A 22,902-nucleotide genomic window follows, 5' to 3' on the forward strand; every position below is an offset into this window, starting at 1 on the left:
GCTCGGCCCGGGTCTTGGGCTTAGCCTTAATCGGGCGCAAAGCCGGGGTTCAGTCGCCCCGGAAGACCGGCTTGACCTTGTTGGCAAAGGCCTCGAAAGCCCGCTCGAAATCCGCTGTGGTCATGCAGAGGGCTTGAGCAACCGCCTCAGCTTCGATGGCTTCCTCCACCGACATCGCCCATTCCATCGCCAGCATCCGCTTGGTCATGGTGTTGCCGAAGGTCGGCCCTTCCGCGACCTGTTTGGCCAGGAGCTGCGCCTGAGGCAGCACCTGTTCCGGCGTGACGATGCGGCTGAAGAAACCCCAGCGCTCGCCCTCCTCCGCGGTCATGAACCGGCCGGTAAAGAGCAGCTCCGAGGCGCGGGATTGCCCGATGATCCGCGGCAGGATCGCGCAGGCGCCCATGTCGCAGCCGCCAAGGCCGACCTTATTGAACAGGAACGCCACCTTGGCGCCGCTCGCGGCAAGCCGCATGTCAGATGCCATGGCGATGATCGCGCCGGCGCCGGCGCAGATGCCCTCGACCGCGGCCACGATCGGCTGCGGGCAGGCTCGCATCGCCTTGACGAGATCGCCGGTCATCCGCGTGAAGGCGGTCAGCCCCTTGGTGTTCATCTTCACGAGCGGGCCGATGATCTCGAACACATCGCCACCGGACGAAAAATTTCCGCCGGCGCCCGTGACGACGATGGATTTGACTGCATCATCGAAAGCGCAGGCGCGGAAGAAGTCGGTCAGCTCGCGGTAGCTCTCGAAGGTCAGCGGATTCTTCCGCTCAGGACGGTTGAGCGTCACGGTGGCAACACCGTCGACCACGGCCAGCAGAAAATGCTGCGGCGAGTAATCTGCGAGCGGCACGGTCACGGGATTGGCTGGTCTGCTCATGCGATCTCCTTAAATTGCTTGTTCCGCGCCTGCGCTACACACGCTAGATCTCGCCACCGGCCACGGCAATCGCCTGCCCGGTGATCGCGCCGGCGCCCTCACCGCATAACCAGAGCACGGTGTCCGCCACTTCCTGGGGCGTGATCAGTCGTCCCTGCGGATTGTGCTTTGCCAGCTCGGCGATCGCCTGCTCCCGGCTTCGGCCGGTCTTCTTCATGATGTTTTCGATGCTGCCTGCGACCAGATCGGTGTCGGTGAAGCCCGGACACACCGCATTCACCGTCACGTTGCTTCCGGCCATCTCCAGAGCGAGCGAACGCACGAGACCGACCACGGCATGCTTGGCAGCCGCATAGGCGCTGACATAAGCATAACCCTTGAGCCCGGCCGTCGATGCGATCGCAACGATGCGGCCATAGGGTCGATCCTTCATTCCCGGCAGCACGCCGCCGATGGCATGAACCACGCCCATGAAATTGACGTCCATCATGCGTGTGAACAGGGCGCTATCGGATTTCGAGAACGGCGCGGATTCGGCGCTGCCTGCATTGGCGATCAAGATATCGATCGGTTTTCGTGCATGAGCTTCAGCGATCGTGGCCTTTAGACCGGCCTCGTCCGAGACGTCGGCGACGGCAACAAAATGCGCGGCTCCTGCACTGACGGCCTCTTGGAGAATCGCGGCGTTCCGGCCAAGGACGGTCACCGTTGCACCTGCCTCGACGAGAGCTGCTGCGATGGCGCGGCCGATGCCGCGGCCGCCGCCGGTCACGAGCGCGTGTGGCGAATGCGGCAATCCGGACATGCGCTGGCTCCCTTGCGTTCTGCTGATCGCTCTCTCGATATATTTTAACCTTCAAACTTTTGCAAACAAAGGGGGCACAGCATTGCGAATGGCTGCACGCCGAGGACCGGCCCGAAAATTGCTTTAAGTATAAAATTATCGCTTCCCATCCCCCGCAGGCCTGTTAGCATCAAAGGGCCAAGCAAAAGGATGTCGCGTGCCGCAGCCTGCGCCAATGATAACAACGGACGGCCGCTTCGCCTATGAAGCCGCAGGCGACCCGAGCGCGATACCCCTGATTTTCCTGCATGGCATCGGCGGCGCGGCGCGGGCCTGGCGACAGCAACTCGCCACGTTCGGCAACCAGTTCCGCGCGATTGCGTGGGACATGCCGGGCTACGGCGGATCGGCGCCGCTCGCCAGCGTCAGCATCACTGCCCTGGCAGAGGCACTCCAGCAATTCATCGAGCAGATCGGTGCAAGCAGGCCCATTCTGGTTGGCCATTCGATCGGCGGCATGATCGTCCAGAAATGGCTGGTGCAGTTCCCAAAGCTGGCGCGCGCGGTGGTGCTGGCGCAGACCAGCCCGGCCTTCGGCAAGGCTGACGGCGACTGGCAGAAATCGTTCATCGCGGCGCGGCTCGGGCCACTCGATCGCGGTGAGACAATGAAGTCGCTGGCGCCCTCGCTGGTGACGGAACTGGTCGGCGACGATCCGGATCCGAAGGGAATGGAGCTTGCACGCGAATGCATGGCAAGCGTGCCGGAGGCAAGCTATCGCGCCATGATGCTGGCTCTCATCGGGTTCGATCAGCGCAGCGCACTCAAGGATATTTCCGTCCCGACACTGCTGCTGTCGGGCTCCAGGGACAACAACGCGCCTGCGCCGATGATGGCGAAGACGGCGACCTACATTGCTGCGGCCGACTATGTCGAGCTCGCCGGCGTCGGCCATCTCGCCAACCTTGAACGTCCCGATGCCTTCAACGAGGCCCTCGGCCGGTTCCTGAACTCTCTTGCGACCAAAGCGTAAGGTGACTGCGCAATGATCATGCAAGTCAGCAAGACGATCGGCACGACCGACAAGGTGGTGCTGGATACGCCGATCTTCGATCCCGTCGCATTCCGCCTGAGCGACGAGCAGGCCGGCATCATCGCGCGCGCCCGCGAGATCGGCCAGAGCGTATTTGCAGGTCGCGCCGCCACTTACGATCGCGAGGCGACCTTCCCGACCGAGAATTATCGCGACCTGCATCGAGTCGGCCTGCTCGGCATTGCCGTGCCGAAGAAGCACGGCGGCCTCGGCGCGAACTACCAGACTTATGCCTTGGCGGCGGCCGAGATCGGCCGCTATTGCGGCGCGACCGCGCTCACCTGGAACATGCACGTCTGCTCGACCCTGTGGTCAGGTCCGCTGGCCGACGATCTCGACATGGACGCGGAGACCCGCGCCGAGCACGAGCGGCGGCGCGCGGTTCATTACAAGCGCATCGTCGAGGACGGCGCGATCTACTCGCAACCCTTCTCCGAGGGCGGCGCTGCGGCCGCAGGCGGCGTCGCGTTCGGGACGGAGGCAAAGCCCGTGAAGGGCGGCTGGATCGTCAACGGCAAAAAGATTTTTGCATCGCTCTCCGGCCACGCCGACTATTACGGCGTGCTTTGCACCGAGATTGAAGAAGGCGAGAAGGCTTCGCGTCGGAACACGCTTTACCTCGCCATCTCCGCGAAATCGGAAGGCGTCTCGGTCGTCGGCGACTGGGATCCGCTCGGCATGCGCGGAACGGTCTCGCGGACGCTGTTATTCAAGGACGTGTTCGTGCCGGAGGATTCTGCGCTGATGCCGCGCGGCGTCTATTTCCAGGCCGCGATGCGCTGGCCGCACATGTTCCTGACGCTGTCGCCGACCTATATGGGCCTCGCGCAAGCGTCCTACGATTTCACCGTGCGGTACTTGCGCGGCGAAGTGCCGGGCATGCCGCCGGTCAAGCGCCGGATGTACCCGACCAAGCAGATTGCGGTCGCGCAGATGCAGATCAAGCTCGAGCAGATCAAGACGATCTGGTTCCAGGCCGTCACCGAAGCCTGCGCCAATCCGAGCAAGGAGCAGGTGCTGCGCGCCTATGCGGCGCAATATTCGGTGATGGAAGGCGCCAATGAGCTCGCGGCCCTCGCGATCCGCACCTGCGGTGGTCAGGCCATGCTCCGGTCGCTGCCGCTGGAGCGGATCTATCGCGACAGCCGCTGCGGCTCGCTGATGCTGCCCTGGACGGCCGAGCTTTGCCTCGACCGGATCGGGCGCGAGGCGCTGTACGAGGCCGGCGAAACGGATGACTAACGGTGGACCTCTGTAGTCTGATCGATCGCAACGCGGCGTTCTCGCCAGACAAGACAGCCATTGCCTTTGAAGGGGAGCGGCTGAGCTATGCCGCATTTGCGACACGGATCGAGCAGGCGGCGATCGCGTTGAAGCAGGAGCTCGGCGTCGGCCGCGGCGACCGCGTCGCAATTCTGAGCCTGAACCGGCCGGATTTCCTCGTCCTGCTCTACGCATGCGCGCGGCTCGGCGCGATGCTGGTGCCGCTGAACTGGCGGCTGGCCATCGCCGAGCAGCTCTTCATTCTCGCCGACGCGGGCGCCAAGGTGCTGGTGCTCGAGCAGGCGTTCGAAAGCGTGCTTCCCGAACTTGCGCCGGGGACTGCGGTGGTCGGCTTCGATTTCGAGCCGCCGTGCGGCACGGCCTTCGAAAGCCTGCTGGCTCGCAGCGAAGGCAACGGGAGCAACCCGCACACCGATCTCTCCTGCCCGCTGTTGATCGTCTACACCTCCGGAACGACCGGACGGCCCAAAGGCGCCGTGCTCCGCCAGGAGGCCCTGTTCTGGAACGGCGTCATGAGCCAGCACATGCACAACATGACGTCCGACGATCATGTTCTGACGGTGCTGCCGTTCTTCCATGTCGGCGGCCTCAACATCCAGACCACGCCAGCGCTCCAGCTTGGCGCGACCGTCACGATCCATGCCCGCTTTGCGCCGGATACCGCACTTGCGGCCATCGAGCGGGAGCAGCCGACACTGACAGTGATGGTGCCGACGATCATCCAGGCCGTGAGCGAGCATCCCGCCTGGGACGCCGCCGATCTCTCGTCGCTGAAAGCAGTCGCCACCGGCTCGACCATCGTGCCGCCGCACCTGATCGACCGCTTTGTCGCCCGCGGCGTGCCCGTGCTTCAGGTCTACGGCTCGACGGAAACCTGCCCCATCGCAATCTACACCCGGCTTGGCGGCGATCTATCGCGCGCGGGATCGACGGGACTTGCCGGCCTGTGCTGCGAAGCCAAAGTGATCGATCAGGCTGGCAACGAGGCCTCGCCGGGCACGCCGGGGGAGATCGCGGTGCGCGGCCCCAACGTGTTCTTTGAATATTGGGGCAATGCGGACGCCACGCGCGAGGCGCTGCACGACGGCTGGTATCGCACCGGCGATATCGGCCTGTGCGACGCCGACGGCTATTTCTGGGTGCGCGACCGCAAGAAGAACATGATCATTTCCGGCGGAGAGAATATCTACCCAGCAGAGGTCGAGCGCGTCCTGCTCGAACATCCCGATGTCAGCGAATGCGCCGTGATCGGCCGCTCGGACCCGCGCTGGGACGAGGTGCCGATCGCCTATGTTATCCGCCGATCGGACAGCCGGCTGGAAGCGGCGGAACTGAGAGCGCATGCTCAGACACAGCTCGCCCGCTACAAGGTTCCGCGCGACATCGTCTTCGTCACCGACCTGCCGCGCACCGCGCTGGGCAAGGTCCAGCATTTCCTGCTGAAGCAGGTTGACGCTCAGTCACGCGCGCAGGGAGAGGCATCTTGAAGATTGCGGTTCTGGGTGGAGGAAACGGCTCTTTTGCGGCCGCCGGCGATTTTGCGCTGTCGGGACATGAGGTCCGGCTCTGGCGCCGCGACGCAGACCACGTTGCAGCCCATCGCTCTGCCGGCTCGCGCATCCTGGTCAAGGATCATAATGGCGCTCACGACGTGGAGCTCGCGCTGGTCACGACCGACATCGCCGAAGCGGTCAACGGCACGGAGCTGATCCTGGGCCCAGCCCCAGCCTTCGCACAGCCGGACATTGCCCGCCTGCTCGCCCCGCATTTGCGGGACGGTCAGGTCGTATTTCTGCCGCCGGCGACATTTGGCTCGATGATCTTCGCGCAAGCCGCGCACGACGCAGGCAACCGTGCTCAGGCCAGCTTTGCCGAAACCGGCACGCTGCCCTGGCTCACCCGCAAACATGGGCCGTTCGAAGTCGCGATCACCATCCGTGCCAAGCGGCTGCCGGTCGGCGTGTTTCCGCTCGATCGGGCGCCGCACGCACTCGAGGTGATTGGACGGGCTTTCCCCGGCGTGATCGAACCGTGCGGAGATGCTCTGTCCGGCTCGCTGATGAACGCAGGCCCGATCATCCATCCGCCGCTGATCGTGATGAACGCCGGCCCGATCGAGCACTTTGAGCGATGGGACATCCACAAGGAAGGCACGCAGGCCGCGATCAGGCGGGTCACCGACGCGCTTGACGCCGAGCGGATCGCGGTGCGCGAGGCGCTTGGATACGGCGCGCCACATTTTCCGCTCGCTCACCACTACGCGAAGGAAGGTGAGATCTGGATGTATGGCCGTGGCTCGCATGACCGGTTGACCGATTCAGGCGACTGGCGCGAGCGGATCGCGCTGACCGAGCACCGCTACATGAGGGAAGATTTGCGGCTTGGGCTATCGCTGCTCGTCTCCGTCGCCGCCCTGGCGGGTGTACCCACGCCGCTGGCAAGAGCATTCCTGGCCATTGGTGGCGCCGTCTGCGGGGAGGATTTTGCACGAGGTGGGCGGACGCTCGAAACGCTCGGACTTGGCAAGCTCGGCAAGGCCGAACTGCTCACACTTCTTCGCACGGGATTTTGACCGATGACCAACCGCGCCAACATTGCCTGTCTCGGGGCCGGCCGCATGGGACGCGGCATCGCCGTCGCATTCGCCTATGCGGGCCATACAGTCACGATGATCGACATCAAGGCCCGTTCCGCAGAAGATTTCACCAAGCTTGAGGCGGACGCGCTCGGCGAAGTCAGAAAGACCTTTGCCAGCCTGTCGAGGCTGGGGTTGCTGACCGAGGCAGATGTCGCCCCGCTCATCGCTCGGGTCTCGGTGGTACCGGCGAACCAGAGCGGCGCAGCGCTGTCGAAAGCCGGAATGGTCTTCGAGGGCGTTCCCGAAGTCGTCGAGCTCAAGCGCGAGGTGCTGGAGGCGGCCTCAAAACAGGTCGGTCCGGACACGATCATTGCCTCGACGACGTCGACCATCCTCGTCGACGATCTCTCAGGTGCGATTGTGAATCCTCGCCGCTTCCTGAATGTGCACTGGCTCAATCCAGCCTATCTGATCCCGCTGGTGGAAGTCTCGCCCGGCAAAGCCACCGATCCCGCCATCATCGACGAAGTCAAGGCGCTGCTCGAGGGCATCGGCAAGGTGCCGGTGGTCTGCGCGGCGACGCCCGGCTTCATCGTGCCGCGCATCCAGGCGCTGGCGATGAACGAAGCCGCACGCATGGTCGAGGAAGGTGTCGCTAGCGCCGAGGAGATCGACAAAGCGATCCGCTACGGTTTCGGCTTCCGCTATGCCGTGCTCGGGCTGCTCGAATTCATCGACTGGGGCGGCGGCGACATCCTGTACTACGCCAGCCGGTATCTCGAGGGTGCGCTCGGCAGCGACCGCTATCGCGCACCAGACGTCATCTCACGCAATATGCATGAAGGCCGGATCGGCCTGCGTACAGGCGCAGGCTTCCTCGATTATTCGGGCCTTGATGTCGATGCCTATCGCGTGAAGCGTCTCCAGGCCATGGTGGACCTGCTCCGGCACTTCGACCTGGCACGCCCACCCGTACTCGACCGTAACTAGCCGAAGACGTCCTGAAGCACACCGTCGCGAACGACCGCGACACCATCGAGCTCGATCGTCGTTCCCATCATTGGCAGATCGAAATGCCCCGCCGTGTAGCGGCCGGCGAATTCGTTCGCACCGGTCGAGAACAGGAAATTGCCCGACACCGCGCGAATTTCGGTGCCGTTGGTGTCGCGCTGATCGTACATCGACAGCGCCTCGTAGCGCGCCGCCGGGTTCATGCCGAAGCCGACATGCGAGACCGCATAGGCCTCCCGATCGCCCCAGGCCGCGAGATAGGCGCGCATCATCGCGGCATCCGTCCCCTCGCCTTCCAGCTCGACGACGTAGTCGTCCTTCAAAGTCATTATCACAGGCGACGTCAGGTAGCGCTTGAAGGTCAAATTGATGTCCCCGGGCGCCATCACCAGCGTGCCGTTGATCGTCCCGCTCTTGGGAAAGCTGACGACGATGCCACCGGGCCAATGCGCCAGCGTGCCGGGCTTGTCGGTCCAGCCCCACACCCCGACCGTGGACGCTCCGACCATGTCGACGTCCAACGCAGTGCCCGCTTTCGAGGTGACACGCATCCGCTTGGTCCCGCGCAGCATCTTTGCCGCCGCGCGAACGCGCTTCTCGAGCGCGGGATCCGGCACCATGCGCTCTAGCGCCTCGGGATGCTCGTTGGAAATCACCAGGATGCGCGCACCGGCCTTCAGGATCTCGGGCGTCTCCACGGCGTGCATCAGGCCCTCGATGGTGCAATCCACCACAAAGCCGGCCTGCTGAAGTGCGGTGATGACCGGGCCAAGCCGCTGGATCGCCTCGCTCGCACCTGTCGAGCGAACCGGCACGATATTGCGATTGCGCGGCGTCGGCATCACCACATGAAATGGCCGCGCGCCCATCCGCAACAGGGCGAGCTCCGCCAGATGAACATTCAACGCACGCGACTGAGTTTCCGAGAGGATCGCGGCGGTATCGCCAGCCTTGACGGCGCAACGCTCAAAGATCTCGCAGAATGCCTCGATCCATTTTGCCTCGATGCGATCAGCCAGCATGGTTCACTCCCGGTCTTCTGGTTTCGTGTTGATCAGTTCACGCTTCGGGGAAGCCCCGCAAGAGATAGGATCGCACAGCGCCCAACAGGCCGTTCAGGATCAACCCCAGCAGCGAGATCGTGATCAGCGGCACGAACATGTCGACGGCCTGAAAGGTCCGAGCCGCCGTGACGAGCACGTGGCCCAATCCGTCCGTCGAGGTGATCATTTCAGCCAGAAACACGACGATGCAGGAAATGACAAGGCCGATCCGGCATCCGGTCAGGATCGACGGCATCGCCGCCGGCAGCACCACCTTGAACAGGATCTCGTAGCGCGATGTCCCCGCCGCCATGGCCGACCAGATCAGCTTCTGCTCCACGGTTGATGCGCCGTAGTAGGTGGATAGCAGAATGGGAAAGAGTGCGTCCGCAGCGACCAATGTGATCTTCGAGCCATGACCGAAGCCAAGCAGCAGCAACAGCGCCGGATACAGCGCGACTTTTGGCAACGGCGCCAATACCCGTACGATCGGCCGAACCACAGCGTTGACCGCTGGACTAGCGGCAGCGGCGATTCCAATGCTGACACCGAGCACCACCGCAATCGCGAAGCCGGCAAACAGCCGGATCAGGGTCGCCGCGATCTCCTGCTGGAACGTCCATGTCACGAGCTGCTGCAACAGCCGACCGAAGACGTATCCCGGCGGCGGCAGCAAGACCGCGGGCGCGAAGCCGAATGACACGAGGCCTTGCCACAGCCCGATCACCAGCACGATCGGCGTGAACCCGAGGACGACGTTTGTTGAGAGAAGGCGCGACATCATGAGAAGCTCAGCGGCATGTCGAACTGAGGCTCAGACCAGCGCACCAGCCGCGCGCGGACCCGCTCGAAGATCGCGTCCAGGCAGATTCCCATCGCGCCTACGATGATGATCATCGCAAAGACGGTGTCGTACTGTCCCATGTCGAGCGCGTTGAACAGGATGTTGCCGGCGCCGGACTGGCGGGCGATCATCTCGCTGGTGATCATCGTGATGAGCGCCAGCACGAGCCCCGTACGGCACCCGGTCAGGATCTCCGGCAGCGCCGCCGGCAGCACGATCCGCACCAGCTGTTGCACGGCCGAGAGGCCCATCGCTGCGCCCGACCACAGCATCTTCTCTTCGACCGCCTTGGCGCCTTCAAAGCTGTGATAGATCACGGGCAGGCTGACGCCGAGAAAGATCACCAGCGTCTTCGTGATGTCGCCGACGCCGAGCCACAACATGATTATCGGCATCAAGGCCGCCTTCGGCACCGGGTAGATCACCATCAAGAGCGGATTGAAGAAGGCCGCGACGGCCCGGCTACGGCCCATCAACAGACCGAGCGGAATCGAAACGAGCACGGCTATGCCGAACCCGATCGCCATGCGGCGGAGCGAGGCGAGGATGTTGATCAGGGATTCCTTGTCGCCAAGAATGTCCGGAATTGCGCGGATCGCCTCGATCGCCGTCGGAAAGCTATCGTTCTTCAGGGCGAGCGACGCAACCTGCCACACTGCCAATAGCCCGATACAAGCCAGCACCGGCGCCGCGCGTCTGACCAAGGCAGCCGGCGACATCATGAAGCAGATCCGGCTTCGTCGCTCTCGTCGAACATGCGCTCGATGTCGACGACGTATTTCTGGTAGCGCGGATCGAGCAGCAGCTCGTTGCGCCGGCGCGGCCGCGGCAGATCGATATCGATGACCTGCCGGATGCGGCCTGGCGATTTCGACATCATCACGACCTTGTCCGAGAGGAAGACAGCTTCGTCGACCGAATGGGTGACGAACAACACCGTCTTGCGGTCACGTTCCCAAATGTTCAGGAGATCGTTCTGCAGACGCGTCCGGGTGTGAGCATCGAGCGCGCCGAACGGCTCGTCCATCAGAAGGACTTCGGGATGGTAGGCGAGCGTTCGGGCCAGCGCCACGCGCTGCTTCATGCCGCCCGAAAGCTCCTTGGGATAGAAGTTCTCATAGCCCTTGAGGCCGACCATCTCGATCAAGGACCGGCTCTGCACTTCCGCCTCGGCGGTGCGCACACCCTGCTGGCGCGGGCCGTACATCACGTTGCCCAGCACGGTCTTCCATGGAAATAACGCGAACTCCTGGAAGACCGGACCGCGATCCGGCCCTGGGCCCGTAATCGCCCGTCCTTTCATCTTCGCTGCGCCACCAGTCGGGCTGACAAAACCGCCGACGATGTAAAGCAGAGTCGACTTGCCACAGCCGGACGGACCAAGGATGGAGACGAAGGCTCCTTCCTCGACCGTCAGCGAGATCTCCGATAACGCCAAATGATCCTTGCGCGCCGAGGTCTGGAAAACCTGCGAGACGCGGTCGATCTCGATGATCGCAGAAGCCGGCTTTTGTGACGTCACCGGTCTCACCCATTCATTCGGTCTCGGAGGCGCTACCGTCATCCCAGCTCACTTCACTTGCGCGCGAACGTCGCGCAGCCGATCTGCTGAATGTCCTCCATCAGCGGCACGAGCTTAGCAAGAAACTTGCCAGAGGGGCGGGCGTTTTCGCGCGAGTGCGGCGCGTCATTCGAACCACGGCCATTCCGCCGGGCCCTCGTGCGTGACAGCTCCGCCCGGCGCCTGTCCAACCAGTCGCGCGTACTTTGCGAGCGCACCTGCACGATGGCGCGGCGGGCGTTGCTTCCAATCGCGTCGCCGCGAAGCGAGTTCGTGCTCGTCGAGCAGCACATCCATCCGCCGGTTCGCGGCATCGATCCGAATCGCGTCGCCATCGCGAACGAGCGCCAGCGGACCGCCGACAAATGCCTCAGGAGACACGTAACCGATACACATGCCCCGGGTCGCGCCGGAGAAGCGCCCATCCGTGATCAGGGCCACCTTCTCGCCCATGCCCTGCCCGTAGATCAGCGCAGTGACGCCGAGCATCTCGCGCATGCCGGGACCGCCGACCGGCCCTTCATTGCGGATCACGAGAACCTCGCCCGCCTTGTAGCTGCGGTCCCGAACGGCTTTGACACAAGCTTCCTCATCTTCGAAGACGCGCGCAATGCCCTCGAAGAACTGGCTCTTCAAACCTGCAACCTTGATGACCGCACCGTCCGGACAGAGGTTGCCCTTCAGAACTGCCACGCCACCGTCGGGCATGATCGGCGCGCGGGACGCGTAGACGACCTCGCCATCAGGTGCATTGGCCGCCTCATATTCCTCAGCGAGCGTGCGACCCGTGATGGTGATGCAGCTGCCATCGACATGACCGCTCTGGATCAGCTCGCGGATCACCACGGCAGCACCGCCAATATCGTAGACATCCTTGGCCGTGTATTTTCCGCCGGGTCGCAAATTTCCTATCAGCGGGGTCCTTGAAAAAACCTCGCCGACGTCATCGATCGTGAACGCAATACCGGCCTCGTTCGCGATTGCCGGCAGATGCAGCGCGGCATTGGTCGAGCCGCCGGTCGCAGCAACGATCGCCGCCCCGTTCTCCAGGGATTTCCGCGTCACGATGTCGCGCGGCAGCGGCCCGTCACGCTCCAGCATCTCCATGATCAGCCGCCCCGCGCGCCGCGAGATCTGCGCACGCTCAGCATAGACACCCGGCACCATCGAGACGTTGGGAATAGTGAGTCCCATCGCCTCCGACACCATTCCCATCGTATTCGCCGTGAACTGGCCGGCGCAGGCGCCGATGGTTGGCAGGCAGGCGCGCTCGATCCGCTCGAGCGTCGCGCTGTCGATCTCGCCGGTCATAAAGCTGCCGACAGCCTCGTAGGAATCGAGTACCGTCAGGGTCCGCCCGTCCACGCGACCCGGCAGCGAGCTGCCGCCGTAGATGAAAATCGACGGCACGTTGCAACGAACCATGCCCATCATCACACCGGGGAGCGTCTTGTCGCAACCGCCGTAGCCGATCAGCGCATCGTAGGCCAGACCATGGACAACGGCCTCGATCGAGTCGGCGATCAGCTCGCGCGAAAACAGGGAGAACTTCATCCCTTCGTGGTTCATGCTGATGCCGTCGGACACCGACACGGTCGAGAATTCGCGCGGCGTGCCGCCGGCCTCCTCGATTCCCGTCTTGGCCGCGGCCACCTGGAAGTCGTGGGTCATGTTACAGGGAGTCTGCTCGCCCTTCATGCTGACGACGCCCACCATCGGCCTCGCAATCGCAGCGTCATCGAGCCCCATTGCGCGCATGAAGGCTCGGTGCGGCGCCCGGTCGAGGCCGCCTGTCGTCACCCGTGATCGCAACTTCTTCATAAGTGCATCTTCTTCATGCAACGTCCCCATGCGGGGCGCCGCGAACGTCTTGTTCGGGTGGATTCGCCCGGCCGCCTATTCCAACGGCGCGACGATCGTCGGGTGCTTGAACTGCGCGGCGTCCAGCTTCGGCAGCATTCCGGTCTCCGCGTAGATGTCCAGCATCTTCTGGATCGCGGGGAAGTTCGGCGCGGCGCCCGGATCGCGGCCGAAATCGTTGTCCTTGAGCAGATAGGTCTCGAGCACCGGAATAGGCGCCTTCAGAACTTCATTGACGACTTTTAGCGTCTCTTCTCGATTAGCCAGCGCTTTCTTCATACCTGAGGTAATGTCACGCACGTAGGCCTTCACCGCATCGGGGTTCTTGTCGACGAAATCGGCACGGCAGGCTTCCAGGATGTGGACGATATTCGGCATCGCCTGCGATAGCGAGAACAGCTTGCGGGTGCCCCCCTTCGCCTCCGCGCGCGCGGCGAACGGCTGGTTCATGTTGACCGCGTCGACACGGCCCTGGCGCAACGCGTCTTCGGAGACGGCAAAGCCGACCTCAACCAGCTTGATATCCTTGGCCGGATCGACGCCGTTCTGCTTCAGAAGCAGGTTGAACGGACCTTGCGTGCCGCCCCCGATCACGGAAATGCCGACCGTCTTGCCCTTGAGATCGGCAATCGTCTTGATCGGCGAGTCATCCATCACAGCCCAATAGACCGAAAAACCGCCGGGCTTCTCGAAGACGTGCTGTGCCACGATGTAAGCCTTGAGATTACCGCCCACCACGCCGTTGGCGAGCGACAACGGCGCCTGCGTCGCGCAATCGAGAGCGCCAGCTGCCAATGCCTGCGTCATCGGCGCGGTGCCCTGAAACTGGGTCCATTCGATGTTGTAGGCCTTGCCGATATTGGGGAATTCGGCCGGCCTGCGCATCATCCAGTACTTGGATTCCTCGGCAGGGATCGTCCAACCGACGCGGATGGTCTGCTGGGCCCATGACGGACCCGCTCCCGCGCTCAGGGCCGCTGCGGCCCCCAAAGCCAGGATCCACTTCGAAACGGTTCGCATCGTGCCCACTCCGCTGCTCCAGCGCCGACCGGCGCCACCAACCCGACCGCCGTAAATGTTTCATGGTTCAAACAATCAGGCAAGCCATGCGAGCCCGGCGGTGTCGCGGTTCGACCTACGATGTATGGTAAGGCCGCGTTGCGCTGCGACGGAAGGAGGCAACCTATGGCTGATGCGAGCAAGATAAACCCGCCAGGCGTCGAGAGGCTTGGCTATCTCGGCCTTGGGCTGATGGGAACGCCGATGACCCGGCGCTTGCTCGACGCCGGTCATCAGGTCGCAGTCTGGAATCGTTCGGAGGGTAAGGTAGCCCCGCTCGTCGCGGTCGGCGCCAAACACGCAGCCAAACCTCGTGACCTGTTGGCGGACTCAGATATCGTCTTCATGTGCGTGACGGATGCCGCCGCTGTCGAAGACGTGATCTTCGGGTCCGAAGGTCTTGCAGCGGCTCCAGGCGCAGGCAAGCTCGTGGTCGACTTCTCGTCGATCCATCCCGACGCTGCGCGCGACCTCGCAACGCGACTGAAAGCAGCGAACGGCGCTGGCTGGATTGACGCGCCGGTGTCCGGCGGCACCAAGGGCGCCGAGGAAGGCACGCTTGCCATCATGGCCGGCGGAGACGCTGCCGACATCGAGCGGGTGCGGCCGTACGTCCTGGCGATGGCCCGGAGGCTCACCCACATGGGGCCCACCGGCGCGGGACAGACGACGAAGCTCTGCAACCAGGTGATCGTCGGATGTGCGATGGCCGTGCTTGCGGAAGCAACGCGCCTTGCGGTGAATGCCGGCATTGACGCCAACCGATTGCCCGAAGCCCTCGCCGGCGGCTTTGCGGATTCCATTCCACTCCAGCTGTTCGTGCCGCGGATGGTCCAGGGCATTCACTCGCCGCCGCTCGGTCACATCGCCACGATGCTCAAGGACCTCGATACGGTCGCCGATGTCGCACAGACGACGTCGACGCCCGTACCAATGGCATCGCTTGCGGGACAACTTTTCAGGCTGGCCAAAGCCGCGCGCGGCCCGGACGCAGATGCGCTGGAGATCTACAAGCTTTCAGCAACACAGGGTTAAGCCGTCGAACGCGACCTGAAGTGCACTACGGCGACTTCTTGCGCTCATCGTCAACCAGGAACCGGCCATACGTCCCACGCGCAAACAGCAGTGGTTCCCCGGTATTGTAGGCATAAGCCTCGACCGCACCGAGAAAGATCACGTGATCGCCGCCATAATAGCGGTTGACGGAGCGACACTGAAAATTGGCGACGCTCTCAGCGAGCACCGGAGCGTCGCCAAGACCCGGTATCCAGTCGACGCCGGCGAACTTATCCTCGGACGATTTTGCAAACTTGTTCGCAAGCGCCTGCTGTGAAGCGCCGAGTATGTGAACGGCGAAATGGCTGGCGTTCTGAAACACGGTCAGGCTCGAGGAATAGATTCCGAGGCTCCAGAGGACCAGAGGGGGGTTCAGGGAGACCGATGCAAACGAATTGCAGGTGATACCGTAAGGCTTTCCATCAGCGGCCGTGGCGGTGATGATCGTTACGCCCGTTCCGTATGCGCCGAGCGCGTTGCGAAAATCGCGGGGATCGATCGGCGAGCTGTCGCTCGCAAGCTCGTTGGCTGGATCGGGAATGGCCGGATGCTTCGGCAGATCATTCATCAGCCGGCCTCACAGCGTGAGATTCTCGGACGGCAGGCCCAGAGCCACGCGTCCATAGTTGGTTCCAGCCGCATCGAAATTGAACGCAAGATGCGAATTGATCGCGTGCGCATCGCGGAATTGCCGCTGCAACACCCCCGACGTGAACAGACCACGCGCCCCGCTCGCCGCAAACAGCATCGACACAGCTTCAGTGCACAGATTGACCGAGAAAGCTCCATCACGCCGATACTTGGTCTTTCTGGCCATGTTTGGAATATGACCAAGGCACGCGTCCGCCATGGCCTCGATGCAGGCCGAACGCATGATCAGACGCGCAGCATCGATCTTGGCCGAAGCCTCCGCGATCTTGATCTGCGTGCTTTGAAAGTCACTGAGCTTGGCGCGGTTGTAGGTCGATATGCGATGACGCGCGACATCCGCATAATCGTCGAGGCAGGCTTGCGCATTCCCGAGCGCGACGCCGGAGAGGACGTAGGGAAACAGCGAAAACACCGGCAGCGTGTACGACGGGTTGGGATTGACTCTGCTTCCGGGCGTCGGGCCGCCGGCAAGATCGCCCACCGCGACCGTCATGTAGTCGGGTACGAAAGCATCCCTGACTTCCACGTCGCAAGAACCGGTACCGCGGAGTCCCGCGACATTCCAGGTGTCGAGCACCCTGTAGTCGCCTTTCGGCAGCAGAAAGATTCGATACTCGACGCCATCCGCCTCGTCGTCTGAGTAGACAACGCTCGCAAGCATGTTCCATTCGCAGGAGGCAACGCCGGAAGAAAAGGGCCAGCTGCCGTGCAACCGATATCCGCCCTCGATCCTCGTGGCGCGACCGGCCGGGAAAATAAACGAGGACGCAATCAGAGCATCCGGATCGCGGTCCCACACGAGATCCTGCGCCTGTTGCTCGAACATGGCGAGCATCCAGTGATGGCTTGCCAGATTGGCGAAATTCCACGCCACCGACGCGTCGGCCCGGCCGAGCAGCTCGGCGCAGTCGACAAGGGCGACGTAGTCAAGCTCGGCGCCGCCAATGCGCTTCGGCTGGAGCATCCGGAACAGTCCGGCGTCGTGCAGATCCTGCTCGGTTTCGGGCGGAAGCTGCCGCAGCTCCTCCGTCCGCGCCGCCCGCTCGCGCAGCCGCGGCGCCAGCGCCCCGGCCTTCGCGATCATGGCCGCATAGGCTCGTTCACCGGCTTCCTGCCCGGTGGGCTCGCCCATGCTTGGCTCTTGACCCGGCGCCATTGGTGTCCCTCGCTTCGACATAGTTATGCGGCGGGCAGTTCGCCAAATCAAGCCGAGCCAATGTCAACGGGAGCCAGTCGCCCGAGATCTTGGTTGCTCGAAAGATGCAATGCGGCGGACGCCGGCATCGCAAGGGAAGACCTGCAAGTCAGGCGACACCTCGTCCCATGGGCCAACCAGGTTCAAGCCGACGTCGAAGGCTTCCCAAAGACCCCCTTTTGCGTGAGCTCCGAGATCCGACGCTCGTCGTAACCAAGCGTGTCACGCAGGACATCCTGCGTGTGCTCGCCTAACAGGGGGGCGGCAGCGGGATCGACCGGCCCGGTCAAGCTCATGGTGATCGGCGGCTCGATGTTGGGGACCCATTCCGCCGTAGGATGTGGAATCTGGCTCAGGCGATGGCGCTCGCGGGCCTCGGGTGCATTAAACCCCTCTTCGACCGTCCGGAGATAGCCGACCGGGATATTGGCCAGCTTCATCTTTGCCATCCAGTTCTCGAGGGTATCGCTTGCGAAGACCTCTGCGATGGCTGCCCGCAGGAGCTCCTTGTTTTCGGAGCGCGATTTGCGCGACGCGAACTGCGGATCGGTGATCAGATCGGGCCGGTTCAGCACCTCGACCACCAGCCGGCGATAGAGCCGATCGTTTGCGCAGGCCATGTAAAGCGGCCCATCGGAGGCTTCATAGACGCCGACGGTGGGGGACCCACTCGGCGAATTGCCGAACCGGCCGGGGTTCTCACCGTTGATCAGATAGGCCATACCGTAAAATCCGGTCATGCCCATCGCGACGTCGAACAGGGCGACCTCGACATGCTGCCCGCGGCCGAGCCGATCGCGCGCCAAGAGTGCCAGCAGGATGGCGTTGCAGGCGGACATCCCGGTCGCCATGTCCACGATCGGCGGGCCGGTACGAACCGCCGGCCCATCTGCAAACCCGTTGAGCGACATGAAGCCGCTTTCCGCCTGCGTGATGGGATCGAAGCCTGGGCGCGAGGCGAACGGTCCGGTGCGTCCGTAAGCCGAGATCGAGCAATAGACGAGCCGCGAATTGAACGGCGCCACCGTCTCGTAGTCGAGGCCGAATTTCTTCATGACCCCGCTGGAAAAGTTCTCGACCACCACATCCGCCTTGCGGATCAAGTCCAGCGCGATCTCGCGCGCCTCCGGCATGGTCAGGTCGAGCGCAATGCCGTGCTTGTTGCGGTTCAGACTGAGATAGGCGGCGCTTTCGCCCCCGATTTCAGCGTGCTCATAGGCTCGCGTGTCGTCGCCGCCGTCCGGATTCTCGATCTTGATGACGCGCGCACCGAAATCGGCAAGTGTTTGTGTGCAGGCCGGCCCCGCCACAACGCGCGTAAAATCGACCACCAAAAGACCATCGAGCGCTGTAGGCCCGCCCTTCGCCCGCGACGAACGTTCCGGAAGTTGAGGCTTGGTGGGCATCGACGACGTTCTCCCTTACATCGGCTTATGGTTGCCGAATTTCCTGCAAGAGCAAACTTAAAGCCCGGCGCCGCCGACTTCGCAAGTGCTTCGGCCACATCGCTTCAATACGCGAAAAAGGGGCCCGGCAGCCATCAAGCTGCCGGGCCCCTTGGAAATTTCGGTTGTACGAAGCCGCGCCGCGTCGAGCACAGGCCATGCTGTCTTGCGAAAGAGCACCTTCCGCGCCACGGGAAACCCAGCTTAACGCAGCCACTTTCGCCAATAAAGCGTATGCGACCAGGCCCAGGGCACTTGGGGCTCGAAGAGCCGATAGCCCGCCTGAATGAAATTATTGGCAGATATCGCATTGTCCGTCGTATCGGAGACGATGCTGTCCCATCCGAGACACCTTCCTCTCGCCTCGACGACCCGCATCAACCTGCGCTGAAGTCCCCGCCCCCAGTGCCGCTGTAACACACCGACCCTGGAGAAGTAGCCGCCATTCCGAACATGCGTCGACGGCACGACACCGGCAAACGCTACCGCCTCATCGCCGTGATAGGCGAGCCACCACGCCCCCAACTCGAATTGCGGCAAGGCAGCTGCATCGAAGAACGTCAGCTGATGCAGATCGGCCAAGGTGTCAGCAACGTCGTCATCGGATACATCGACGATACGAATTCTGTACATGAGACGGCCCGTCGATGAGGATTGACACGAGTGCAAACGCAGCGATCTCGCTGCAGTACAGGCCTACTTGCCCAGCACGACCTTGACGCCCAGCCAGACCGCTCCCATCAGACCGGTGGCGATCTTGTCGCTGAAAAATTTGAAGCCGTGGCCGAGGCCAAGGCCCGCGATCTTGCCTTCGATCAAACGCTTCGACGATTGCGCCAGCGTGCGCTGCGCCTCGCGAATGCAGACCGCGAGCGTGCCGCGCTCGGCCTGGCAGGTCTCGACCAGGAGCTCGCCGAAGAAATGCGATTTGCCCGAGCCGCGTCCGCCGTAAACGCCCTTGTAGCGCGCAGGCTTGAGCAGCGGCTCGAAAATCTTGGCGGTCGGGATTTTCAGGATCGACAATGGATACGCTCGCTCGCCCTCGGGCAGGCCGGTGCGCCTGCGCCACATCGCGGACCAGTCTTCGTTGTTTGGGGAGTCGGATTGTCCCTGCAGGGTTTGGCTCAGGTCAGGAGAGGCCGCATTTTCGGAGAATAACGGGCATTTCACCGGCGACGGGCGAGCGCTGTCCTATTGCAGCGACAAGGTGCAGCGCGCTTATGCCGCGCAACACCGGGCAAATAAGCAGACCAGGAACTAGCCCAAGGATCATCGAAACAAAAACCCGCGGCCAATTGCTCGGCGCGGGCTGAACCAACTAAATCTCGATGATGGCATTCTGCCGGTGTTTTGCCCGACGTGTCAAACGGCCAATCGCGGGCACCTCCAAAATCGACATCGCCGGCAATTCAAGCGTCGGGAGCAACATCACCGCCTCCCGAGCTTCCCGGATACACGATGATGCGCTCGATCCGGTGAATCAATTCCAGCACGCCGTTTTCGTCGTTCTCGATCGGTTGCGCGGCCTTGCCCCAGCCGCGATCGAGGATCGCGTTGGCCGCAGAGACACGGGCAGCGGGCGTTGCATCGTCGCTGCGCATGATGCCGACCAGCACCCTGAGTGCGGTCCTGGTGTGGCTGCGCGCAAGCGAGCGAATTTCGGTCAGGGTGCGGGCGCTGGACGTCTTCCTTCGCGCAGGGACGCGAACCGGCGCGCTGACGAGCGCGCATTCGATCTCATCGCTCATGAAAAAGTCTCCCACAGCACGATCGCAACCAGGCCCGCGAGCGCGAGCGATATCAGATAAGCGGTCATCATCTCTCCTCGAGAAAAAAATGCGCGGCAGATCGCGAGACGAAGCGCGATCGTTTCGGGCGCGAACCCTATCTCCGTGTCTCCCGGAGACCGCAGCGGCGTGGGCGAACAGCGCCCAGCGCCGCGAGGCCGGCACGTTCGCGCGTGCACGGCCAGCAATGGTACGGACGACGGCGCGCCGATCGGCGCTCCAGGTTTGACGAGTGCGTGGCCGCAATGCGCCGCCGCCGTCCGATTCTGGAATCGAGAACGAAAAAACCCGCGGCGGATGTCTCCGCGCGGGTGAACCAAACTCGTCTCGATGATGGCATTCTGCCGGTGTTTTGCCCGACGTGTCAAACGAACTTACGGGCCAGGCGAACGTTAGCCGATCAGAAGGATCGGCCAATGCCCCCTGAGACGACGTCACGAAAGACAAGCATGCCGAGAGCCAAACCGCGCATCGACAAGACGCGCGACACGCACCGGCGGACGGCCCATGTCGATGATGCCATTCTGCCGGTGTTTTGCCCGACGTGTCAAACATCAGGGCATGCGAGCAAGCCTTCGGAACTTACCCGAAGCGAGCTGCGTTTATTTCGACATCAGAAGGAACGTTCGCGCGATGAGCCACACCGTCCTGGTTGTCGACGACGACCCCGCTGTCCTCGGCGTGATCGTGGGCATGCTGGAAGATCTCGGCTGCCAAGTGGTCAGCGCCGAAAGCGGCCCGGATGCACTCGACCGGCTCGAGGAGAACCAGGACATCTCCATCCTGATCACGGACATCAACATGCCCGGCATGGACGGTCATGAACTGGCCGAGCTGGCAAAGCGCGTCCGCCCGGAGTTGAAGGTGCTCCAACTGTCGGGTCGCGAACCCCGGCGCGGCGGCCTGCCGATGATCAGAAAGCCGTTCTCGTTCGAGGAACTCGCCGACATCATGCAGCGAACCACCGGCATTTGCTGAACATCATGCCCAAAAGAAAACCCGCAGCGGGTTGCTCCCGCGCGGGCTGAACCAAACTCTTTCGATGATGCCATTCTGCCAGTGTTTTGCCCGACGTGTCAAACACTGCCGGGCGCGAGACGAGGACATCCCTCCTCCCAGCTCAATATGTGGTGCGCGAGGGGCTTGCTTCAAGCCCCCGCTCCTGCCGTAGAACCCGCGACCCAGCCAACACATCGAGGGGTCACGACATGCCTGTATTGCTTCCGACGTCCCGTTCGCATCAGCAGGCTCGTCGCGCCGGCGCGAGCAACGCGGCGATGACCGATCAGTCCGTCGTGATCGCCGGCGGCGGTCCGACCGGCCTGATGCTTGCCGCCGAGCTGGCGCTCGCCAATGTCGACGTCGCCCTGGTCGAGCGCCGCGCCAACCAGGAGCTGGTCGAGACGCGCGCCGGCGGGTTGCACGCGCGGACCATCGAGATCCTCGATCAGCGCGGCGTCGCGGATCGCTTCCTGCGCGAAGGACAAATCGCCCAGCTTGCAGGCTTCGCCTGGACGCGGCTCGACATCAGCGACCTCCCGACCCGGCACCCCTACGGATTGGCGCTGCGGCAAAACCATATCGAGCGCATTCTGGCCGGCTGGGTCGAGGAGCTCGCGGTGCCGGTCCATCGGAGTTCCGAGGTCACGGGCTTCGCACAGGACGAGACCGGCGTCGACGTGACGCTGTCGGGCGGCGAGACGTTGCGCGCCAATTATCTGGTCGGCTGCGACGGCGGCCGCAGCCTGGTGCGCAAGGCCGCGGGCATCGACTTCGCCGGCTTCGAGCCGACGCTGAGCAACCTCATGGCCGAGGTCGAGATGCGCGATGAGCCGGTCTTCGGTCTGCGCCACGACGCGCTCGGCTTTCACGGCCTCAGCAAGACCGAGAGCGGACGCGTGCTGGTGGTCGTGACGGAAGCAACGCTCGCGCGCGAGGGCGCACCGACCTTGCATGATCTCAGCGACGCGCTCGTCGCGGTCTACGGCACCGACTTCGGTGTGCAAAACTCCGCCTGGATCTCCCGCTTCACCGATGCGGCACGGCAGGCGGTCTCCTATCGCAGGGGACGCGTGCTGCTCGCCGGCGATGCCGCGCATATCCATCACTCCGTCGGCGGGCAAGGCCTCAACACCGGCGTGCAGGACGCCGTCAATCTCGGCTGGAAGCTGGCGCAGGTGGTCAAGGGCGTCTCGCCCGAGAGCCTGCTCGACACCTACCATTCCGAGCGTCATCCCGTCGCCGCGCGAGTGCTGCGCAACACCATGGCGCAGATCGCCCTGCTCCGCCGCGGCGACGACGGCCTCAAGGCCGCGCGCGACAGCGTCGCCGAGCTGCTCGCCCTGGACGCGCCGCGACAGCGCTTCGGCGCGATGATGAGCGGGCTCGACATCCGCTACGATCTCGGCGAAGGCCACGCGCTGCTCGGCCGCCGCATGCCCGATCTCGATGTGATGGTCGAAGGACAGAAGCTAAAACTGTTCACGCTGCTGCATGGCGCGCGGGGCGTGCTGCTCAATTTCGGCAAGGCCGGCAGCATCGACGTCACACCCTGGGCCGATCGCATCGGCATCGTCGACGCCGCCTGTGACGAGGCATGGGCGCTTCCGGCCATCGGCGATGTCGCTGCGCCAGGCGCCGTGCTGGTGCGCCCCGACGGCCACGTGGCATGGGTGGGCGACGAGAGCCAACACGGACTTGAGGATGCGCTGACGCGGTGGTTCGGACCCGCTGCAGCCTAGCACACGAATGTCTCACGCACCTCG

The 22,902-nt window shown here is 63.5% G+C and carries 21 protein-coding genes and 1 pseudogene; 8 read left to right on the top strand and 14 right to left on the bottom strand.

The genetic code is table 11. The features are described from left to right. Positions 1-49 precede the first annotated feature (49 nt). Both I3J27_RS26410 and I3J27_RS26415 read right to left on the bottom strand, forming a co-directional pair. Positions 50-886, bottom strand: coding sequence for an enoyl-CoA hydratase family protein (locus I3J27_RS26410; RefSeq protein ID WP_270161819.1), 837 nt, complete (start codon positions 884-886; stop codon positions 50-52). 43 nt (positions 887-929) lie between these two features. Next, positions 930-1,691 carry an SDR family NAD(P)-dependent oxidoreductase gene (locus I3J27_RS26415; protein ID WP_270161820.1) on the bottom strand — a complete coding sequence of 254 codons (762 nt, stop codon included), beginning with the start codon at positions 1,689-1,691 and terminating at the stop codon, positions 930-932. 214 nt (positions 1,692-1,905) lie between these two features. On the opposite strand from I3J27_RS26415, the gene I3J27_RS26420 reads away from it, so the two are divergent. The 5 genes from I3J27_RS26420 to I3J27_RS26440 are packed head-to-tail and all read left to right on the top strand — an operon-like array spanning position 1,906 to position 7,615. Further along, on the top strand, positions 1,906-2,703 hold the full coding sequence (locus I3J27_RS26420; RefSeq protein WP_270161821.1) for an alpha/beta fold hydrolase: 798 nt from the start codon (positions 1,906-1,908) through the stop codon (positions 2,701-2,703). Positions 2,704-2,715: 12 nt separating this feature from the next. Beyond that, positions 2,716-4,005: an acyl-CoA dehydrogenase family protein gene (locus I3J27_RS26425; protein WP_270161822.1), complete on the top strand. Its 1,290-nt coding sequence runs from the start codon at positions 2,716-2,718 to the stop codon at positions 4,003-4,005. A 2-nt stretch (positions 4,006-4,007) separates the two neighbouring features. Beyond that, positions 4,008-5,534 carry a class I adenylate-forming enzyme family protein gene (locus I3J27_RS26430; protein WP_270161823.1) on the top strand — a complete coding sequence of 509 codons (1,527 nt, stop codon included), beginning with the start codon at positions 4,008-4,010 and terminating at the stop codon, positions 5,532-5,534. Next, positions 5,531-6,619 (top strand): NAD/NADP-dependent octopine/nopaline dehydrogenase family protein, encoded by a 1,089-nt coding sequence (locus I3J27_RS26435; RefSeq protein ID WP_270161824.1) that lies wholly within the window; start codon positions 5,531-5,533, stop codon positions 6,617-6,619. Before I3J27_RS26430 ends, I3J27_RS26435 begins: the two co-directional genes overlap by 4 nt. Positions 6,620-6,622: 3 nt before the next feature. After that, positions 6,623-7,615: a 3-hydroxybutyryl-CoA dehydrogenase gene (locus I3J27_RS26440; protein WP_270161825.1), complete on the top strand. Its 993-nt coding sequence runs from the start codon at positions 6,623-6,625 to the stop codon at positions 7,613-7,615. Here the strand turns inward: I3J27_RS26440 and I3J27_RS26445 are convergent. The 6 genes from I3J27_RS26445 to I3J27_RS26470 form a co-directional block, all read right to left on the bottom strand. Then, positions 7,612-8,658: a 2,5-dihydroxypyridine 5,6-dioxygenase NicX family protein gene (locus I3J27_RS26445; RefSeq protein ID WP_270161826.1), complete on the bottom strand. Its 1,047-nt coding sequence runs from the start codon at positions 8,656-8,658 to the stop codon at positions 7,612-7,614. The two genes, I3J27_RS26440 and I3J27_RS26445, sit on opposite strands and share 4 nt — an antisense overlap. Positions 8,659-8,695: 37 nt before the next feature. Beyond that, positions 8,696-9,463 (bottom strand): ABC transporter permease, encoded by a 768-nt coding sequence (locus I3J27_RS26450; RefSeq protein WP_270161827.1) that lies wholly within the window; start codon positions 9,461-9,463, stop codon positions 8,696-8,698. Further along, on the bottom strand, positions 9,460-10,245 hold the full coding sequence (locus I3J27_RS26455) for an ABC transporter permease (protein WP_270161828.1): 786 nt from the start codon (positions 10,243-10,245) through the stop codon (positions 9,460-9,462). Before I3J27_RS26455 ends, I3J27_RS26450 begins: the two co-directional genes overlap by 4 nt. Further along, the gene (locus tag I3J27_RS26460) at positions 10,242-11,087 is read right to left on the bottom strand and encodes an ABC transporter ATP-binding protein (RefSeq protein WP_270161829.1); all 846 of its coding nucleotides are present in this window, start codon (positions 11,085-11,087) and stop codon (positions 10,242-10,244) included. The genes I3J27_RS26455 and I3J27_RS26460 overlap by 4 nt, the downstream gene beginning before the upstream one ends. A gap of 123 nt (positions 11,088-11,210) precedes the next feature. After that, the gene (ilvD, locus tag I3J27_RS26465; RefSeq protein WP_270161830.1) at positions 11,211-12,905 is read right to left on the bottom strand and encodes a dihydroxy-acid dehydratase; all 1,695 of its coding nucleotides are present in this window, start codon (positions 12,903-12,905) and stop codon (positions 11,211-11,213) included. 75 nt (positions 12,906-12,980) lie between these two features. Continuing rightward, positions 12,981-13,964: an ABC transporter substrate-binding protein gene (locus I3J27_RS26470; RefSeq protein ID WP_270161831.1), complete on the bottom strand. Its 984-nt coding sequence runs from the start codon at positions 13,962-13,964 to the stop codon at positions 12,981-12,983. Between the two features lie 138 nt (positions 13,965-14,102). On the opposite strand from I3J27_RS26470, the gene I3J27_RS26475 reads away from it, so the two are divergent. Beyond that, positions 14,103-15,038, top strand: a complete 936-nt coding sequence (locus I3J27_RS26475) for an NAD(P)-dependent oxidoreductase (RefSeq protein WP_370691868.1) — start codon at positions 14,103-14,105, stop codon at positions 15,036-15,038. A 25-nt stretch (positions 15,039-15,063) separates the two neighbouring features. Here I3J27_RS26475 and I3J27_RS26480 read toward each other — a convergent pair whose 3' ends face one another. The 6 genes and pseudogenes from I3J27_RS26480 to I3J27_RS26505 all read right to left on the bottom strand — a co-directional run bounded on the left by I3J27_RS26480 (position 15,064) and on the right by I3J27_RS26505 (position 20,098). After that, positions 15,064-15,627, bottom strand: a complete 564-nt coding sequence (locus tag I3J27_RS26480) for a flavin reductase family protein (RefSeq protein ID WP_270161832.1) — start codon at positions 15,625-15,627, stop codon at positions 15,064-15,066. Between the two features lie 9 nt (positions 15,628-15,636). Then, positions 15,637-16,842: an acyl-CoA dehydrogenase family protein gene (locus I3J27_RS26485; protein ID WP_270161833.1), complete on the bottom strand. Its 1,206-nt coding sequence runs from the start codon at positions 16,840-16,842 to the stop codon at positions 15,637-15,639. 206 nt (positions 16,843-17,048) lie between these two features. Then, the gene (locus I3J27_RS26490) at positions 17,049-18,311 is read right to left on the bottom strand and encodes a CaiB/BaiF CoA transferase family protein (RefSeq protein WP_270161834.1); all 1,263 of its coding nucleotides are present in this window, start codon (positions 18,309-18,311) and stop codon (positions 17,049-17,051) included. A 243-nt stretch (positions 18,312-18,554) separates the two neighbouring features. Beyond that, positions 18,555-18,983 (bottom strand): GNAT family N-acetyltransferase, encoded by a 429-nt coding sequence (locus tag I3J27_RS26495; RefSeq protein WP_270161835.1) that lies wholly within the window; start codon positions 18,981-18,983, stop codon positions 18,555-18,557. Between the two features lie 114 nt (positions 18,984-19,097). Next, positions 19,098-19,373, bottom strand: a pseudogene (locus I3J27_RS26500) (phage terminase large subunit); the annotation flags it as partial. A 386-nt stretch (positions 19,374-19,759) separates the two neighbouring features. Next, positions 19,760-20,098: a hypothetical protein gene (locus tag I3J27_RS26505; protein WP_270161837.1), complete on the bottom strand. Its 339-nt coding sequence runs from the start codon at positions 20,096-20,098 to the stop codon at positions 19,760-19,762. 546 nt (positions 20,099-20,644) lie between these two features. Between I3J27_RS26505 and I3J27_RS26510 the strand changes: the two genes are divergently transcribed. Together I3J27_RS26510 and I3J27_RS26515 are read left to right on the top strand one after the other, a co-directional pair. Beyond that, a complete protein-coding gene (locus I3J27_RS26510; protein WP_270161838.1) occupies positions 20,645-21,115 on the top strand; it encodes a response regulator in 471 nt (156 codons plus the stop codon). Positions 21,116-21,345: 230 nt separating this feature from the next. Beyond that, positions 21,346-22,878, top strand: coding sequence for an FAD-dependent monooxygenase (locus I3J27_RS26515; protein ID WP_270161839.1), 1,533 nt, complete (start codon positions 21,346-21,348; stop codon positions 22,876-22,878). The last annotated feature ends 24 nt before the right edge of the window (positions 22,879-22,902 follow it).

Source organism: Bradyrhizobium xenonodulans (assembly GCF_027594865.1).
GTDB lineage: Bacteria > Pseudomonadota > Alphaproteobacteria > Rhizobiales > Xanthobacteraceae > Bradyrhizobium > Bradyrhizobium xenonodulans.

Excerpts from the sequence above, each read along its gene's own strand:
- I3J27_RS26490 (WP_270161834.1), bottom strand. The coding sequence starts at position 18,311 with ATGCCCACCAAGCCTCAACTTCCGGAACGTTCGTCGCGGGCGAAGGGC.
- I3J27_RS26470 (WP_270161831.1), bottom strand. The coding sequence starts at position 13,964 with ATGCGAACCGTTTCGAAGTGGATCCTGGCTTTGGGGGCCGCAGCGGCC.
- I3J27_RS26515 (WP_270161839.1), top strand. The coding sequence starts at position 21,346 with ATGCCTGTATTGCTTCCGACGTCCCGTTCGCATCAGCAGGCTCGTCGC.
- I3J27_RS26460 (WP_270161829.1), bottom strand. The coding sequence starts at position 11,087 with ATGACGGTAGCGCCTCCGAGACCGAATGAATGGGTGAGACCGGTGACG.
- I3J27_RS26415 (WP_270161820.1), bottom strand. The coding sequence starts at position 1,691 with ATGTCCGGATTGCCGCATTCGCCACACGCGCTCGTGACCGGCGGCGGC.
- I3J27_RS26505 (WP_270161837.1), bottom strand. The coding sequence starts at position 20,098 with ATGAGCGATGAGATCGAATGCGCGCTCGTCAGCGCGCCGGTTCGCGTC.
- I3J27_RS26440 (WP_270161825.1), top strand. The coding sequence starts at position 6,623 with ATGACCAACCGCGCCAACATTGCCTGTCTCGGGGCCGGCCGCATGGGA.
- I3J27_RS26455 (WP_270161828.1), bottom strand. The coding sequence starts at position 10,245 with ATGATGTCGCCGGCTGCCTTGGTCAGACGCGCGGCGCCGGTGCTGGCT.
- I3J27_RS26450 (WP_270161827.1), bottom strand. The coding sequence starts at position 9,463 with ATGATGTCGCGCCTTCTCTCAACAAACGTCGTCCTCGGGTTCACGCCG.
- I3J27_RS26510 (WP_270161838.1), top strand. The coding sequence starts at position 20,645 with ATGTCGATGATGCCATTCTGCCGGTGTTTTGCCCGACGTGTCAAACAT.
- I3J27_RS26445 (WP_270161826.1), bottom strand. The coding sequence starts at position 8,658 with ATGCTGGCTGATCGCATCGAGGCAAAATGGATCGAGGCATTCTGCGAG.
- I3J27_RS26420 (WP_270161821.1), top strand. The coding sequence starts at position 1,906 with ATGATAACAACGGACGGCCGCTTCGCCTATGAAGCCGCAGGCGACCCG.
- I3J27_RS26425 (WP_270161822.1), top strand. The coding sequence starts at position 2,716 with ATGATCATGCAAGTCAGCAAGACGATCGGCACGACCGACAAGGTGGTG.
- I3J27_RS26485 (WP_270161833.1), bottom strand. The coding sequence starts at position 16,842 with ATGGGCGAGCCCACCGGGCAGGAAGCCGGTGAACGAGCCTATGCGGCC.
- ilvD (WP_270161830.1), bottom strand. The coding sequence starts at position 12,905 with ATGAAGAAGTTGCGATCACGGGTGACGACAGGCGGCCTCGACCGGGCG.
- I3J27_RS26495 (WP_270161835.1), bottom strand. The coding sequence starts at position 18,983 with ATGTACAGAATTCGTATCGTCGATGTATCCGATGACGACGTTGCTGAC.
- I3J27_RS26480 (WP_270161832.1), bottom strand. The coding sequence starts at position 15,627 with ATGAATGATCTGCCGAAGCATCCGGCCATTCCCGATCCAGCCAACGAG.
- I3J27_RS26410 (WP_270161819.1), bottom strand. The coding sequence starts at position 886 with ATGAGCAGACCAGCCAATCCCGTGACCGTGCCGCTCGCAGATTACTCG.